Raw genomic sequence first — 16,605 nt, forward strand, 5'->3', positions numbered from 1 at the left:
TTTAAAACTTGGAGAATCTTATTCCGTTACAGTAATTTCTACTTCATCAAATATATCTATCTCTTTGCTTGCATCATCTGGATCTGGGCCTTTACCTTTATAGAATTTAAAGGTATAAGTTCCTGCCGTTGTTGGCATAAAATTAAAAGAAACTTCAGATTCTGGAGGCAGTACTTCCGAGCAAGTTTCACCATCTTTTACATCAGCATAAATAGCTACAGTTCTCTCATTGTTTTCTGAATAATAATATATTCCTCTGTAATTATAGCAAACTGTAGGTTTTTGATATTTTAACTCTATTTCATGTGAATCTCCTACACTAAAAGTTTCAGGTAAGACGTAACTTTCAATTGGCAAAATATAATTAGTGTATCGATCTGGTTCATCAACACTACAACTTAATAAGGTAGTCATCAAGACTAAAAATAAGGCTATTTTTTTCATTTTTTTTGAATTTATAAATTAACAATTTTTCATTGGTTCTTTTATAAAGACAGCGAAGAATAAAAAAGGTTGCTTTTAGAAGCTATTTTTTTCAAAAAAAATTCCGTCCTGATTCTTTTTTGAACAAAAAAATGCCCGACAATTGCCGAGCATTTTAAATATTTTTAAAAATCAAATCAATTAGTTTTCAGCCAATTCTTTAATTCTAGCTTTGATTTTTTCTTCTAATTCGTCTGCTAATTCAGGATTGTCTTTAATCAAAGATTTTACAGCATCACGACCCTGACCTAATTTGGTTTCACCATAACTAAACCATGATCCTGATTTTTTTACAATTTCGAATTCTACTGCTAAATCCAGGATTTCGCCTGTTTTAGAAACTCCTTCGCCATACATAATATCAAACTCAGCAACTTTAAATGGTGGAGCAACTTTGTTTTTAACGATTTTAACTTTGGTTCTGTTTCCAATAACATTTTCGCCGTCTTTAATTTGAGTGGAACGACGAATATCTAAACGTACCGAAGCGTAAAATTTCAAAGCATTACCCCCTGTTGTAGTTTCTGGATTTCCAAACATCACTCCAATTTTTTCTCTCAACTGGTTGATGAAGAATACCGTACAATTGGTTTTACTAATTGTTCCTGTTAACTTTCTCAATGCTTGTGACATCAAACGTGCGTGAAGACCCATTTTAGAATCTCCCATTTCACCTTCAATCTCACTTTTTGGAGTCAAAGCAGCAACCGAGTCAATTACCACAATATCAATTGCTCCTGAACGAATCAAGTTTTCAGCAATTTCTAATGCTTGCTCTCCATTATCTGGTTGCGAAATAATTAAGTTTTCGATATCTACACCTAATTTTTCAGCATAATTTCTATCAAATGCGTGCTCTGCATCAATAAAAGCAGCAATTCCTCCTGCTTTTTGAGCTTCGGCAATAGCGTGAAGTGTTAAAGTAGTTTTTCCTGAAGATTCTGGTCCGTAGATTTCTATAATTCTTCCTTTTGGATATCCACCTACTCCTAATGCTAAATCAACACCTAAAGAACCTGAAGAAATAGTTTCTACTTCTACAATGGCCTTATCTCCCATTTTCATAACTGTCCCTTTTCCGTAGGTTTTATCCAGTTTATCAAGGGTAAGTTGTAACGCTTTTAATTTGGCTTCTTTCTCTGTACTCATCTTCTCTTTTAGCTTTTCTTTCATTAAATTAATATTGTTTCTATAGCGATTAGAAACTTATCCGAAGCGGTGCTTCTTCTAATTTCTATTACAAATCTTTTTTGTGTTTGTAAAAATACTTCTTTTTTTGATGCAAACTTTTTCGTTTAAAAAAATTTCGAACCAAAAAACAAAATCTTACACAAACAACGCTTTCAACTCTGTAGCTTCTTCGGGTTTCATTTTTCCAGCTAATACTAAACTCAGCTGTTTGCGTCTTAAAGCATCGTCATACCTGTGAATTTCAAGTTTCGTTTCGGGAATTATTTGAGGAACCTCAACTGGTTTTCCTGTTGCATCTACTGCCACAAAAGTATAAATAGCTTCATTCGCTTTAGTCCTTTCGCCAGATTCACGATCTTCCACCCAAACATCAATATAAATTTCCATTGAGGTTTTGAATGCTCGAGACACTTTTGCTTCAATAATAACAACACTTCCCAATGGAATTGATTTATTAAAAGCAACATGATTTACCGATGCTGTTACCGAAACTTGTCGCGAATGTCTTCCTGCCGAAATACTAGCCGCACGATCCATTCGAGCTAATAATTCGCCTCCAAAAAGATTATGCAAAGCATTTGTTTCACTTGGCAAAACCATATCAGTTAATATCGTTAAGGATTCAGATGGATGTTTTGGTGTCATAATGTAGTAATATAATTTTTTCACTTCGAAAACAAGAAGCCCTTAATTGATTTTTGAAATTGCAATTGGCATTGCCATTGAAATTAATTGATTTTTAATTCAACCAATACACCGCCATTACAGCAGGAATAAAATAGATAACAATGGTTCTGGCGCCGTCATAATCTTTAGCTAATCGCTGACCAAAAAGCATCATCAGTAACGTAATTGCCGAAAATACCGCTCCGTAAAACCCAAATAATCTTCCATTACTCACTAACAATTCGATACAACCAACAAAGCACAAAACGGTCGAAATCAATTCCATTATAATAAGATTAACTAGAGCTAATTTTACATGATTTTTCAATTTTGTCTTAGCAAAATGTTCTTTAAACCAATTTACATTGTCTTCCCAATAAAACAGTTTTTCGTAACTGGATTGCAAATAAGTAATCCCGAAAAACACCAGAATTAAAAATGAAGCTGGATTATTCATAATCTTTATTTTTTATGGATTAAACGTGTCAATTTGATAGACAAATCGGTTAAAATTATTTTAGCATTTCCATTGCGTTCTATATGATACATCGCATCCGAAAGTTCTTTGAAGATATCCTGAATATTATTGCCGTTTACAAATGGAGCAAAATTTTCTAATTTGAATTTATCCACTTTTGGTTCGAAATAAACTAAACCTGGCGTTTCATAATTGATTAGTAAAGCCTGACGAAACATTTCCATACAAAACTGCAAAAACTTCTTTTGTGCTTCTCTTCCTAAAGTGGCTATTTTTTCGCTCCAAAGGATCAAATCCTGAATGGCAGCGGCATCTTTTTTTGCTTTAAAAGCAGCACGAACCCAAGTCACAAACCATTGTTCAAACGGATGTTCTTCATCTTTATCTCTTAATAAATGCAAAGCAGCGTTGTAATTTCCTTGTGCCTGATGCGCTAATTTTGTGGCTAATTTTAAATCTATTTCTTCACGGGAAACCAAGGCATCGGCAATAACGGCTTCGCTCAATCCATTGAAATGTAAAATTTGGCAACGGGAACGAATGGTTTGCAGAATGTCTTCTTCATGTTCAGAAATCAGAATAAACACTGTTTTTTCAGGTGGTTCTTCGAGCAATTTCAAAAGTTTGTTGGAAGCAGCAATATTCAATTTGTCCGCCATCCAGACAATCATAATTTTATAACCGCCTTCATAAGCTTTTAAAGAAAGTGATTTCAGGATTTCCTGTGCATCATCAACTCTAATTTCTCCTTGTTTATTTTGCACACCTAAAACTGCGTACCAATCAAACAATCCACCATACGGGTTTTGGGTTACAAATTCTCTCCAATCGGCAATAAAGTCAATACTTTTAGGACTTTTCTTTACCTCATCAGTGGTAACCGTAGGATAAGCAAAATGCAAATCGGGATGTGATAATTTTTGGAATTTTATATTACAGGCATGATTTTCTCCATCATTTTCTCCATTTTGATTGCCACACAAAATGTATTGTGCATAAGCAATTGCCATGGCTAAAGTTCCGCTTCCTTCTGGCCCAACAAACAGTTGTGCATGCGGAATTCTGCCCAAATTAGCACTTCTAGTGAGATGGTTTTTAATGTGTTCTTGCCCTAAAATTTCAGAAAATTGCATAAAGCAAAGATAGCAGAAAATGGATAAGTCTAAAATTTTAGATTATAAAGTTTATCACTGATGAAACGGAACATTAGAAACTTTTAAGACTTCTATTTTCTGTGCAAATAAAGAAAACCTTATTGTGTTGATGTAAATAAATTTGGGATACTAAATTAAAAAAAAACTATTGGCTATTTTTCCATTGGAATTAATGAAACTGCAAAACCGCCTCTACGCAACAATTTTACATCCATAATCGTATTTTTATTTACTACTAAATTCTGAATATCAAAAACTTTATTATGCTTGCCATCAGCAATTAAAAGAGCTTGATAATTTGTTCCTTCAGTTAAAAAATCCAACTTAATTTTTTTAGTTACTTCTTTGCATTCAGAAGCACTAATTCCTCCAATGTACCAAGAATTGTCTTTTTGTCTTGCTATGGTTACATCCTGACCTGGATAACCGTCAATCAGTTTCGTATTATCCCAAATAGTAGGGACATTTTTCAAGAAGGTTTTAACCTCATCGGGCAAATTGTAATAGCCTTCTGGTCTGTCTGCCAAATGTTGCAAAGGAGATTCAAAAAGTACCGAAAGAGCTAACTCGTGTCCATAAGAAGTAATATGTGGATATTGAGAATTAGTAAAAGTTACCGGAGTATAATCCATTGCTCCCACTACATTTCGAGTAAAAGGTAAAATCGTATTGTGTTCTGGAGCAGTGTATGTAAATTCAGGAACGTTGTTGTACCACTCAGCACCACGAACGCCTTCATAGGTCATTAAATTAGGATAAGTTCTTGACCAACCTCGTGGTACGAGACAACCATGAAAATAGACCATCATTTCAAACTGAGCAGCATCTTCTAAAATATCCAGATAATACTGTATCATGTTTTGTTTTTCGCTTTCGAAAAAATCAATTTTAACACCTACAACACCTAGTTTTTTTAGTTTGGTAAATTCTTCAACTCTGTTTTGATGAGTCAGCATTCTGTCTTTTGGAGTAGAAGAAACCCAGGTATGATCGCCTCCTGAATTGTACCACATTAATGGCTTTATGCCTTTCGAATGAATGTACTTCAAGGCATCTTCTAGATTTCCACCATTTGTCATTCCGTCCCATTCCCAGTCTAAAAGCGTATATGGCCAATTCATTTTTACAGCTAAATCAGCAAATTCACATACGGTTTTAAAATCTTTAGTTCCATGATTACTGGACCAGTAATTCCAAGATACTTTTCCGGGCTTAACCCAATTGGTAGTTTTGAAATCAGTAGGTTTTGACACGTCTTCTACCAATGTACTTTCGACAATATCAGATAAACTCCCAATGGTAATCACTCTCCAAGGCGATTGCCAAGGCAATGAAATAGTAGGTTTTGGCTCTCCAGTTCCTCTAGCATCGGCTGGATCAGGAAAGCTAAGTTTATACGAATTACTGTCGTTTTTGTTGCTTAATTTTGTTCCGCAATACGTGCGGTCTAAATCTGCTTCATGCAATAAAAACCAAGATGATTTATCCGAAGAATTAAACAATGCTGGATAACACCATTCTTGTCGCTGTATTTTATCCTCGCTTGACTCGGCATACAATCCTTCATTGGCTGTATTCCATTTTTCTAACCATCGCTTACTTTCTTTTGGTATTTGATAAGCGGTAAACTCATCATTAACAACATAAGAACCTTTTTTTTCAGGAAATTCATATCGAAAAGTTACACCATCATTATACGCTCTTATAATAAGATTCAATTTGGCTTTGCTAGGATTTTCGAATGAAACAACGACTTCATTCGCCTGATTATCACGCACTAATTTTTTACCATAAGGAAGTTCATAGTGTTCCGTTATCATTTTAGGTTTGGATGCTTTTAGAAAAAGAAGCTCTTTTGAAAAATCCTGATCACTTCTTGAAAGTCCTAAATTAATTTTTGGAAGAATTTCAGAAACGTTTGTATCCGATTGATGGGATATTTTTAAAAACCATTCTCCCTTATTTGCTCCATCGATTGCTTCTAGCGTAACTGCTATTTTTTTATTAGGAGATTGAAAAACGAGGGGTTGCGACCAAGCTTGACAAAACCCAAGCAACAGAAAAAATACTATACTTTTTAACTTCATAATCTTATATGATTTTTTTATTATTCTATTTCAAAAACTATAGCTATAGCGAATGGCGTGTTTTTAGGACAATTTACAATTAATCCGTCATTCTTATACTTTGCTATTTTAAAACATCTAAAAAACACAAACTTTAAACTAAGCACTTAATTCACTCCAATTTATATATTTGTTCCATCGGCAACCATTTTTCTCCCTCTTTAGCACCAGGAAGTGCTTGTTGAAATTTCCACATTAATTTTTCCCATTCCTGAACTTTTGGATTGGCAGCATCCATCATTTGTTTGCGTTCCGGAGTATAACTTTCATCCACTTCCATAATCATAAACAATCTGTTGGCAAAAAGGTAAATTTCCATATCTATAACACCCGAATCTTTAATGCTTTTAGTGATTTCAGGCCAAGCATTTTCCTTTTTATGATAGTATTTATATAGTTTTATTAACTCCTGATTATCGACTAAATCACAGGCGTAACATAATTTTTTGGAACTCATAAATTTTAAGGTTTAAACAATCTCCAAAACATTAGCATACGAAGCTTCTGGTTTTTGATTTGGAAAATATACTTCAAGAGCATTTGAATTCTGTTTGAATTTTAATTTTTCGCCCGTACTCACTAATCGAATCTGTCTTATTTTTTGGGTGTGATGTGGATTAGATTTTCCTAAACTTTTAATAATTGCAGTACCACTTTCTGGCCAAGCCATTACCGTAGCATAAAGTGTTTTGTCTTTTATTGCAAAACGAATGTCTTCTGAAGTGTAGGGTTTTCCCTTCCCTTCATTAAAACCTTGGGCGGTTAAAGCTCCTGCACTTGCTTGTTGTGGCCCTTCGCCAAATATTTTCCAAGGACGTGTACCATAAATACTTTTGCTGTTTAGTTTCATCCAAACTCCAATTTCTTTCACAATTTCGCGTTCTAATTCGTCAATGCTTCCATCACCTCGCACTGGGATATTCAACATTAAATTTCCGTTTTTACTCACCACATCTATCAAAGTATGTATAACAGTTTTAGCTGATTTATAACGTTTGTCTTTATAAACCCCACGATCATAATGCCAGTTACCAAGGCAAGTATCCGTTTGCCAAGGTAAAGGTTCAATACTATTACTTTGTCCTTTTTCGATATCCCAAACCATAGCTTTTTTTTGCTGTTCGTCTAATATTTTACCAGTAACAACAGCCTGAACAGTTTTATTTTTATCAAGACTTTTATTGTATAAATGTGCCGCTATGCGTAAACCTGCATCACTAATTGGCCAAAGCGGTAATGCCGTATCATCAAAATAAACCAAATCTGGATTGTATTTATCAATTAAATCAATGGTTCGATCATGAAAATTTTCTATGTAGGCTTCTGATGGTTTTGCAACACCATTTCCCCAGTTCCATTGGCTATGAATGGTTCCATCATTTAAACTATTTTCACTTAATGGATGATTTTGAGCGTACAATTCCTGCGGATCTAAACCTTCCCACCATGTTCCTTTCCCATCCGATTTGGTTAATTTTCCATCATAAGGAACTCCAGCCAGAGGACCTTTTTTATCTGAACGTTGTGAAGTTTCAAACCAGCTCCAGGCATGAGCTGCGTGAACACTCACCGCAAAAGGAAGACCAGCTTTGCGAGCTGCTTTTTCCCATCCGGCTATAATGTCTATTTTAGGACCCATTTTGGTCGAATTCCAATTCGGTTGGTGTTTACTATCGTACAAATCCAAATTATCATGATGGTTTGCCATTGCCATAAAATATTTGGCTCCAGCCTCTTTATATAAATTGACCAATTCTTCTGGATTCCAATTATCAGCTTTCCAAAGATTGATTACATCTTTAAAACCAAATTTTGATGGGTGTCCGTACTTTTGCACATGGTATTTATATTGCCAGGAATCTTCCTGATACATTCCACGAGCATACCAATCGCCTGCTTCTGGCTCACATTGAGGTCCCCAATGTGCCCACATTCCAAATTTAGCATCACGAAACCAATCTGGCACTTGGTATTTCTCCAATGAATCCCAAGTAGGTTCAAAAACACCTCTGAAAGCAGGAGTATTAAGTATAGTAGATTGACCCAATAAAGGAGACAAATAAAGCCCAGCTAATGCTGAGACACCTAGTTTTAAAGCACTTCTTCTTTGCATATTTTTATATTTTGATACTATTTTATGTATTTCCGACTTTACCGATTTGTTTCAAAATTCGATTTCATATCAAAATAAGCCATAACCCACTTTTATGATATCAATTTTACATATAAATTTAATTATTGATTTTTTATTCCCTTATTTTCGAATAAATAAAAACAAATGTAACTTAGCTGAAGTTAATAATTTTATTCGAAAACGATTTTTTGTTACTCAAAAACGATTTTTTTATCATTTTATACCATTATGTCTAAAAGCACTTTCAAATATTCATTCTCGTTGTTACATATTGATTATGTGAAACTTAATCACAATTGGAATTTCAACAATGTGATTAGTCCATATTATCGGTTGTATTATATTGATGAGGGAATTGGTTTTATTTCTAACAGTTCGGGACGTTTGACTCTAGAGGCTGGTTATTTGTATCTTATTCCGAGTTTTACCATTTGTAATTTGAATTGTGAGGAATATTTGAGTCAATATTTCATTCAGTTTTTTGAGGAATCTCCCGACGGAATTTCTCTGTTTAATCAAAATAGAAATGTGATGAAATTAGCCGCTACCGAAATTGACATTGTTCTTATCCAACAAATGCTAAAAAGCAATCCTGGAAGAGGGATTAACCGATCTGACAACCCAAAAGTGTATGAGAAAGAAGCTTTTTACAAAGAATACCGTTCTCATAATGACAAAATGAAAACGCATTTAAAATTTGAAAACCAAGGTATTTTACTTCAGTTGATTTCCAGATTTTTGAATGATAAAAATTTTCAACAAAATACTTCTCAAGGAACACCTTCTAAAATTCTTGATACGATGAGTTACATACAACTTCATTTAGGAAAAAACCTAACTGTGGCAGAATTAGCTCAAAGAGTCAATCAAAATCAAGATTATTTTTCAAAACAATTTCTAATTCATACTGGACAGCGACCTTTAAATTACATTCACGAAAAAAAGATTGAAAGAGCACAATACCTTATTGCAACAACAAATAAGAGTTTTTTAGAAATTGCCTTAGATACTGGATTTTCTAATTTGCCTCACTTTTCTAAAATATTCAAACAAATAGTGAGTCTCACACCAGGCGAATACCGCAATAAAAATGATTTTTACCTCAATAATTAGCTTTTTTTAGATTTGATTAGAAATTTCAATTTTTTATATTCAATTTTAAAAACCATAAAATTTAACTTTTACAGGCATTTTTTTAAATTATAAGATATAAATAAAATTATTTGTGAGTTTACATCGTTTTCGTTGCTAAAAATTGATTTTTTTGAAATTTTGAAATTTAATACTACTAGAAAATTTCTATATTTGTTTCACTTTCAAAAAAATAAACTAAAATTATACTAATGAAGACTTTAAACGATTTTAACTTTGCAAATAAAAAAGCAATTATACGTGTTGATTTTAACGTGCCGCTTGACGAAAATTTTAATGTAACTGATGTTACTCGTATCGAAGCTGCAAAACCGACTATTGATAAAATCCTTGCCGATGGTGGAAGTGTGATATTAATGTCTCATTTAGGTCGACCAAAAGGAGTTGAAGAAAAATATTCATTACAACATATCTTAAAAACAGCAACTGACATTCTTGGAGTTCCTGTAAAATTTGCATCTAACTGTGTAGGTGAAGTTGCAAAACAAGCTTCGAATGACTTAAAAGCGGGTGAGGTTTTATTATTAGAAAATTTACGTTTTCATGCTGAAGAAGAAGCTGGAGATGTTGCTTTTGCAAAAGAATTGGCTTCATTAGGAGACATTTATGTAAACGACGCTTTTGGAACGGCTCACAGAGCACACGCTTCTACTACAATTATAGCTCAATTTTTTCCAACAGCTAAATGTTTTGGTTATTTGTTAGCTAAAGAAATTGAAAGCATCAACAAAGTACTAAAAGATAGCGAAAAACCTGTAATTGCAATCCTTGGAGGATCTAAAGTATCTTCTAAAATTACAGTTATCGAAAATATTTTAGACAAAGTAGACCACATGATTCTTGGTGGAGGAATGACTTTTACCTTTGTAAAAGCCTTAGGTGGAAAAATTGGTAATTCTATTTGCGAAGACGACAAACAAGAATTAGCACTTGAAATTTTAAGATTAGCTAAAGAAAAAGGAGTTCAAATTCACATTCCAGTAGACGTTATTGCGGGAGATGATTTCTCAAATTCAGCTAACACTCAAGTAGTTGATGTTACAAATATTCCTGATGGTTGGGAAGGTATGGATGCTGGGCCTAAATCATTAGAAAACTTCAAAAAAGTAATTTTAGAATCTAAAACAATACTTTGGAATGGTCCTTTAGGAGTATTCGAAATGGAAACATTTGCTAAAGGAACAATTGCTCTTGGTGACTACATTGCTGAGGCAACTGCAAACGGATCGTTCTCACTTGTAGGTGGTGGAGACTCAGTTGCAGCGGTAAAACAATTTGGTTTTGAACATAAAGTAAGTTATGTTTCTACAGGTGGTGGAGCAATGCTTGAAATGCTAGAAGGAAGAACTTTACCTGGAATTGCTGCAATTCTAGAATAAATATCGCAATTTTAACAATATTTATTGATTTTTTTAGTTGTAACCTATTAAGTTTGCATAACGATTTTCGTAATTGCTTAAAATTAAGCACGTTAACAATAAAAATATGAATATAAAAAAAATCACCTTATCATTTTTTCTATTACTAACAATTCCCCTGTTTTCGCAAGAAATTGCTGAAAGCAAGGGAATTGCTGTTTTAGAAACTAAACTTTCTTATCTTGATTCTGTAAAACTCAGCTTTGTTCATGATGACATAGCCCATTGTGTAGACAGTTTGTGGACAAAGGAATTGACTAATCTTGATTTATATAATGATATTTCGAAAGACATTGAAAGTATCAATACAGATGAAAAAGTAGATTATGAACTATCTACTGAATTACTAAAATCCCGATTAGAAGCCATGAATGCTAAATCTCCGTTTAACATTCAATACAATCAAGGACTGGAAAACGTCATTAAATCATTTCTAAAAAACAGAAAAAAGTCATTTGAGCGTATTATGGCGATTTCGGAATATTATTTCCCGATGTTTGAAGAAACTTTTGCCAAACAAAAGGTACCTTTAGAAATAAAATATTTAGCCATTGTTGAGTCAGCATTAAACCCAAAAGCGGTTTCTAGAATGGGTGCTACTGGACTCTGGCAATTTATGTATCACACAGGAAAACAATATAATTTAAAAATCGATTCTTATATTGACGAACGCAGCGATCCATTAAAAGCTACTGAGGCGGCTGCGCAATACATGACAAATATGTTTGCCATTTTTGGCGACTGGGAACTGGTTTTAGCGTCATATAATTCAGGACCTGGAAACGTTTCAAAAGCCATCCGAAGATCAGGTGGACAACAAAACTTCTGGAGCATTAAAAATCATCTTCCAAAAGAAACTCAAGGTTATGTTCCTGCTTTCTTAGCTACAATGTATTTGTACGAATACCATAACGAGCACGGAATTAAACCCAACAGAGCCATTGTTCAACATTTTGCTACCGATACTGTAATGATTAAAAAGCAGATGACGTTTAATCAAATATCTGATTTGCTCGACGTTCCTGTATCTCAATTGCAATTACTAAATCCTTCGTATAAACTCAATGTAATTCCGCATTACAATGATGAAAATCATTATTTGCGATTACCAAAAGACAAAATGGGCGTATTCGTTTCTAACGAAGAGAAGATTTACGCTTACATTCAACACGAATTGGATTTTAAAAACACTGGTTCTCATAAAAACACTACTACTGCAGTAGCCACTGTAGAAAAACCAAGCTACCCTATTGGAACTGTTACCCAATATTATAAGATAAAAAAAGGTGATAATTTAGGCAGTATTGCCAATCAATATAATGTGAGTCTTAGCGACTTAAAAAAATGGAATAAATTAAGCAGTAATACTATATCCTACGGAAAAATTCTAACAATAATAGGAACGGAGGACAATACTGCAGTTGCTTCTACAGAAACCAAAGCAAACAAAGCTGAAAAAATAAAAAAGGAAGTTAAAGCGGATACTTTAATTGCTAATAAAAATTCGAATTATATTGTTCAAAAAGGTGATAATCTTAACAGTATTGCCGAAGAAAACGATGTAACTGTTGCGCAAATTAAAGAATGGAATAAACTTACTGGAAACACAATCCAAGTGGGCACCACATTGCAAATTGCTGAAGAAATCGAAACCAAAGAAGCTGTTGCATCAGTTCCAGCAGTTGAATTAAAAAACATTGAATATACCGTTCAAAAAGGAGACAATTTAGGTACTATTTCTAAAAAATTTGGTACTGCTGTTGCTGATTTAAAAGAATGGAATCATCTTTCAGACAACAACATTGCATTTGGAAAAAAACTAATTGTGGCTAAGAATGAAGTTGCCATCCATACTTCTAAAAGTTCAGTTGCCTCTTTTAAGAAAAACAACAATAGTTCACAACATGATTATTTTGTAAAAAAAGGAGATTCTTTGTTTAGCATTGCAAAAAAATATCCAGGAGTTACTGTTTCAGATATTAAAAAATGGAATGATATCAACAATGAAGACATCAAACCAGGAATGAAATTAAAAATAGGAGGTTAATTTTAAATCTCAAAAAATACAAGAAGGGCTTTATTTGGTAACAGAATAAAGCCCTTTTTTACTTATAATTGCTAGTTATGCCTTATTTTTATCCTAATTCTACAAAAATGGAACGATATTAGCTAAGTAAATTATAAGAAACCTAAACAATTACTCAAACAACAATTCCTATCTAAAATTTGAATTGCGGTTACAATCGATACAAAATGAATAGATTCCATTTTATATTGCTTTTTATTTCCATTTTTTTCTTTTCCTGCAAAGAGGAAACTACTAATGCTAGAAAAGCAACTGGAAAAATCAATAATATCTCGGTAATTATCGATGATTTATTGTGGAATGGTGAAATTGGCGATAGCATCCGAAATAAGTTTGCCTCACCCGTAATTGGTTTACCTCAGGAAGAACCTCTTTTTAACATCAATCAATATCCCGTAAAACTAATGGAAGGCTTTATGACTGATAGCCGAAACATTATTGTCATTAAAAAAGATACCAAAGAAAATTTTAAAATTGTAAAAAACCAATACGCTTCGCCTCAAAATGTATTTCATATTTCAGGAAAAGCGGCTGATGATATTTTGTGCCTGATTCAAAAAAATGCAGCAGAAATTGTTAAAACTATTCATCAAACTGAGATTGAAGAGTTCCAACGCATCAATAAAAAATCGCTTTTGAGTCCGAAATTTTTTAAGGAGAACTTTAATCTAAATCTTGAAGTTCCATCGAGCTATCAATTAGTGCTTCAAAAAGAAGGATTTGCCTGGTTTAAAAAAGAAATTATCAGTGGAAACACCAGCCTTTTATTGTATCAGGTTCCGATAAGTAGTATCGAAAATAGAAATAGTAAGGTTTCTAATATTATCAAAATGAGAGATTCTATTGGAAAACTATACATTCATGGCAAGGAATTAAATACTGATATGATTACCGAAGAAGCCTATGCACCTTATTTTTTCAATATTGTTTTGGATTATAAAAAAGCCTATGAAACCAAAGGAACCTGGGAATTGAAAAACGATTTTATGTCTGGCCCTTTCATTAATTACGCCATTGTTGACAAAGAAAACGATCGCATACTGGTTTTAGAAGGTTTTTGTTACTCTCCTTCAAAAGAAAAAAGAGATTTGATGCTAGAGTTAGAATCCATTATAAAATCGGTTAAAATCAATAAAAAACCACTTCCTAAGGAAAAATCAAAGATTATGGCCATGTTTGATAACAGAGATTAATTTGAAACTAATTCTTAGTAATCAAAAACTCAACTCTTCTATCATACTCATCCCCTTTGCCTAGAGGAAATTGATTGCCTAAACCTTTGTAAGTCATTCTTAGACTGTTTACATTTTTAGAAATCAAATACCTAAAAACATTTTTTGCCCGGTACAAAGAAAGTTTTCTTTCCTTAGTTGCACGATCAATAGCATCTTTGTAATAATCTGGCGTGCAACACACATGACCACGGATTTCAAATTCTATTGCTTTATTTCTCTGAAGTATTTCAGATATTTTATCCAATTCTTTTTGAGAAGATTGGGTAAGATTACTGCTTCCTAATTCGAAAAAAATGTTTTCAAGATAAATGCGATCCCCAACTTCATGATGCTCTTGCAGCGAATTGTAAATTCCTTTACCAAAACTATTTTTATTTACAATCAACAAATCAACACGGCGATTTTTAGAGCGAAGATCAGCCAAACTTCCACCCGAAAATTGGTCAATAAGCACACGTCCTTTGCCTTCAACAATTACAATTTTGTTTTTATTAAAACCATTGGCAATTAAAATATCTTTGACGCTATTTACTCTGTTTTTAGACAATTTTAAATTGTAATCGTTATTGCCTCTGTCATCGCAATAGCCATAAATTTGAATGGATTCTAGTTTTGTAGTATCTATTTCTCTAACAAAATCAACAACAAGTTGAACTTGTACATCATCGATATTGTATTTGTCAAACTCAAAATAAACTGTTCCAATTTTTTTCTCTTGGGCACACAATGCACCAAAAGCCAAAAAAGGAAATATTAGAGTCGATTTTAACATTAGATTTTTAGAATATTTTTATAGGTGGCAGCATCGTTCAAAATCCCTACTGCTTTTTTAATTTCCGAATTGGATTTCATGTAATATTGATAAAAACCTTCCTGATATTGGAATCGTTTGATGATTTCTTCTAAAATCAAATTCTTAATTTCTTCTTGATTTTTATCTAATTGTGTTGCTTCGCTTTTTTGAACAGCAGCCAGCAATTGATTGTATTCGTTACTAATTTCACCCTCAATAGCTTCTTTTTTGGCAATAGCTAAAGTGTTTTTCAAAGCCACTTCAGTTTCCGTATCAAAAGAAATTTTCTGATTCTTCAAATATTGTTTGAAATCCTGAAAATCAGCATTGGTGAAATTTGGAATTTGGTTGCCTAAATTTGGGTTTTTGTAATAATAGACCGTAGCATAATTAAAAATTCCGTCGTTTTTAAGCAAAGCATTGGCAATCACACTTGTTTTTGATTCTTCCATTGGAACGTCAGGCAAGATTCCGCCTCCATCATAAACCGTTCTTCCTTTGCGGGTTTTGAACGAATTATAATTGATTTCTTTAGTTCGAACCGCCACTCCATTTTCTTTATGAGCATAATCCATCGCTTGAATACATCTTCCAGAAGGCGTAAAATACCTGGAAATAGTTACTTTCAACTGAGTATTATAAGTCAAATCTACTGGTTTTTGAACCAATCCTTTTCCAAAACTTCTGCTTCCAATAACTACCGCACGATCCAAATCCTGCAAAGCTCCCGAAACAATTTCGGATGCCGAAGCACTTTTATCGTTTACAATAATTACCAATGGAATCTCTAAATCTACAGGCTCAGCAGCAGTTTTATAAATATTGTTGTGTTTTGCGTTGATCGATTTTGTGGTTACAATCACTTCATTTTTTGGAACAAACAAATTACAAATATTAATGGCTTCGCCTAAAAGTCCACCAGGATTGTTTCTTAAGTCTAAAACTATTTGTGTTGCACCTTGTTTTTTAAGTTCCAATAAAGCTTCTTTAGTCTCATTCGAAGCTTTTTTATTAAAACGACTCAAAACAATATAACCCGTTTTATCATCAATTTTAGCAAAAAAAGGAACCGATTTAATTTCGACCTCATCGAGTGAAATTTGGGTTGTATTTATTTTGCCTTGACGCAAATATTTAATATCAATTTTAGTGTTCTTTGCCCCTTTTAGCAATTGCGAAGCATCATCTTTAAAATCAGCAATTAGTACATCACCTATTTGAATAATCTCATCTCCTGCTTTAAATCCTGCTTTATCCGCTGGAAAATTTTTATAAACTTCACGAAGAATTAATTTCCCTGATTTTTGGGTAATCAGAGCACCAATTCCTGTGTATTCTCCCGTATTATTAATTTTAAATTTCAGCACATCTTGCTCATTAAAATAAACGGTGTAAGGATCTAAACTCGCCAACATGCCTTTGATAGCGCTGTCCATCAATTCCCCAGGATTCGTTTCATCAACATAATTGGTATTCAATTCTTTGAAAAGCGTCGTGAAAATTTCGATTTGCTTGGCAATTTCAAAAAAATCGTCTTTGAAACTAGAACCTATAAACAAAAAAGCCGAAGCGACTGCGGGAATGATGTATTTTTTCTTGAAAGAGAAGTTCATAGTATTTTAAATTATAGACTACTAAAGTAGAAATAAATTAGCAATAATAAAATTGACAACCCACTTATACCTAATT

The 16,605-nt window shown here is 33.2% G+C and carries 14 protein-coding genes; 4 read left to right on the top strand and 10 right to left on the bottom strand.

The window, feature by feature from the left end:
• Window positions 1–18: 18 nt before the first annotated feature.
• The 8 genes from AAGV33_RS06055 to AAGV33_RS06090 form a co-directional block, all read right to left on the bottom strand.
• Window positions 19–414, bottom strand: coding sequence for a hypothetical protein (locus AAGV33_RS06055; protein ID WP_373391065.1), 396 nt, complete (start codon window positions 412–414; stop codon window positions 19–21).
• Between the two features lie 210 nt (window positions 415–624).
• Window positions 625–1,632 carry a recombinase RecA gene (gene recA / locus AAGV33_RS06060; RefSeq protein ID WP_373391159.1) on the bottom strand — a complete coding sequence of 336 codons (1,008 nt, stop codon included), beginning with the start codon at window positions 1,630–1,632 and terminating at the stop codon, window positions 625–627.
• A gap of 177 nt (window positions 1,633–1,809) precedes the next feature.
• Complete coding sequence (locus tag AAGV33_RS06065; protein ID WP_373391066.1) at window positions 1,810–2,319, bottom strand: acyl-CoA thioesterase; 510 nt, start codon at window positions 2,317–2,319, stop codon at window positions 1,810–1,812.
• A 94-nt stretch (window positions 2,320–2,413) separates the two neighbouring features.
• Window positions 2,414–2,797, bottom strand: coding sequence for a DoxX family protein (locus AAGV33_RS06070; protein WP_373391067.1), 384 nt, complete (start codon window positions 2,795–2,797; stop codon window positions 2,414–2,416).
• A 5-nt stretch (window positions 2,798–2,802) separates the two neighbouring features.
• Entirely contained in the window at window positions 2,803–3,951 is a 1,149-nt protein-coding gene (locus AAGV33_RS06075; protein ID WP_373391068.1) for a DNA polymerase III subunit, read from the bottom strand.
• Between the two features lie 173 nt (window positions 3,952–4,124).
• Window positions 4,125–6,059, bottom strand: a complete 1,935-nt coding sequence (locus AAGV33_RS06080; protein WP_373391069.1) for a glycoside hydrolase family 97 protein — start codon at window positions 6,057–6,059, stop codon at window positions 4,125–4,127.
• A 151-nt stretch (window positions 6,060–6,210) separates the two neighbouring features.
• Window positions 6,211–6,555: an L-rhamnose mutarotase gene (locus tag AAGV33_RS06085; protein WP_373391070.1), complete on the bottom strand. Its 345-nt coding sequence runs from the start codon at window positions 6,553–6,555 to the stop codon at window positions 6,211–6,213.
• Window positions 6,556–6,567: 12 nt separating this feature from the next.
• Window positions 6,568–8,211, bottom strand: a complete 1,644-nt coding sequence (locus AAGV33_RS06090) for an alpha-L-fucosidase (protein ID WP_373391071.1) — start codon at window positions 8,209–8,211, stop codon at window positions 6,568–6,570.
• Between the two features lie 249 nt (window positions 8,212–8,460).
• On the opposite strand from AAGV33_RS06090, the gene AAGV33_RS06095 reads away from it, so the two are divergent.
• The 4 genes from AAGV33_RS06095 (at window position 8,461) to AAGV33_RS06110 (ending at window position 14,081) form a co-directional block, all read left to right on the top strand.
• Window positions 8,461–9,345, top strand: coding sequence for a helix-turn-helix domain-containing protein (locus AAGV33_RS06095; RefSeq protein WP_373391072.1), 885 nt, complete (start codon window positions 8,461–8,463; stop codon window positions 9,343–9,345).
• A gap of 230 nt (window positions 9,346–9,575) precedes the next feature.
• Entirely contained in the window at window positions 9,576–10,763 is a 1,188-nt protein-coding gene (locus AAGV33_RS06100; protein WP_373391073.1) for a phosphoglycerate kinase, read from the top strand.
• A 106-nt stretch (window positions 10,764–10,869) separates the two neighbouring features.
• Window positions 10,870–12,849, top strand: a complete 1,980-nt coding sequence (locus tag AAGV33_RS06105) for a LysM peptidoglycan-binding domain-containing protein (protein WP_373391074.1) — start codon at window positions 10,870–10,872, stop codon at window positions 12,847–12,849.
• Window positions 12,850–13,055: 206 nt separating this feature from the next.
• The gene (locus AAGV33_RS06110) at window positions 13,056–14,081 is read left to right on the top strand and encodes a DUF4837 family protein (protein ID WP_373391075.1); all 1,026 of its coding nucleotides are present in this window, start codon (window positions 13,056–13,058) and stop codon (window positions 14,079–14,081) included.
• 7 nt (window positions 14,082–14,088) lie between these two features.
• Here AAGV33_RS06110 and AAGV33_RS06115 read toward each other — a convergent pair whose 3' ends face one another.
• A complete protein-coding gene (locus tag AAGV33_RS06115; RefSeq protein WP_373391076.1) occupies window positions 14,089–14,895 on the bottom strand; it encodes an OmpA family protein in 807 nt (268 codons plus the stop codon).
• A complete protein-coding gene (locus AAGV33_RS06120) occupies window positions 14,895–16,529 on the bottom strand; it encodes a S41 family peptidase (protein WP_373391077.1) in 1,635 nt (544 codons plus the stop codon). Before AAGV33_RS06120 ends, AAGV33_RS06115 begins: the two co-directional genes overlap by 1 nt.
• Window positions 16,530–16,605 lie beyond the last annotated feature (76 nt).

This window comes from Flavobacterium magnesitis (genome assembly GCF_041729735.1).
Lineage (GTDB): Bacteria > Bacteroidota > Bacteroidia > Flavobacteriales > Flavobacteriaceae > Flavobacterium > Flavobacterium magnesitis.

Excerpts from the sequence above, each read along its gene's own strand:
- AAGV33_RS06055 (WP_373391065.1), bottom strand. The coding sequence starts at position 414 with ATGACTACCTTATTAAGTTGTAGTGTTGATGAACCAGATCGATACACT.
- recA (WP_373391159.1), bottom strand. The coding sequence starts at position 1,632 with ATGAGTACAGAGAAAGAAGCCAAATTAAAAGCGTTACAACTTACCCTT.
- AAGV33_RS06065 (WP_373391066.1), bottom strand. The coding sequence starts at position 2,319 with ATGACACCAAAACATCCATCTGAATCCTTAACGATATTAACTGATATG.
- AAGV33_RS06070 (WP_373391067.1), bottom strand. The coding sequence starts at position 2,797 with ATGAATAATCCAGCTTCATTTTTAATTCTGGTGTTTTTCGGGATTACT.
- AAGV33_RS06075 (WP_373391068.1), bottom strand. The coding sequence starts at position 3,951 with ATGCAATTTTCTGAAATTTTAGGGCAAGAACACATTAAAAACCATCTC.
- AAGV33_RS06080 (WP_373391069.1), bottom strand. The coding sequence starts at position 6,059 with ATGAAGTTAAAAAGTATAGTATTTTTTCTGTTGCTTGGGTTTTGTCAA.
- AAGV33_RS06085 (WP_373391070.1), bottom strand. The coding sequence starts at position 6,555 with ATGAGTTCCAAAAAATTATGTTACGCCTGTGATTTAGTCGATAATCAG.
- AAGV33_RS06090 (WP_373391071.1), bottom strand. The coding sequence starts at position 8,211 with ATGCAAAGAAGAAGTGCTTTAAAACTAGGTGTCTCAGCATTAGCTGGG.
- AAGV33_RS06095 (WP_373391072.1), top strand. The coding sequence starts at position 8,461 with ATGTCTAAAAGCACTTTCAAATATTCATTCTCGTTGTTACATATTGAT.
- AAGV33_RS06100 (WP_373391073.1), top strand. The coding sequence starts at position 9,576 with ATGAAGACTTTAAACGATTTTAACTTTGCAAATAAAAAAGCAATTATA.
- AAGV33_RS06105 (WP_373391074.1), top strand. The coding sequence starts at position 10,870 with ATGAATATAAAAAAAATCACCTTATCATTTTTTCTATTACTAACAATT.
- AAGV33_RS06110 (WP_373391075.1), top strand. The coding sequence starts at position 13,056 with ATGAATAGATTCCATTTTATATTGCTTTTTATTTCCATTTTTTTCTTT.
- AAGV33_RS06115 (WP_373391076.1), bottom strand. The coding sequence starts at position 14,895 with ATGTTAAAATCGACTCTAATATTTCCTTTTTTGGCTTTTGGTGCATTG.
- AAGV33_RS06120 (WP_373391077.1), bottom strand. The coding sequence starts at position 16,529 with ATGAACTTCTCTTTCAAGAAAAAATACATCATTCCCGCAGTCGCTTCG.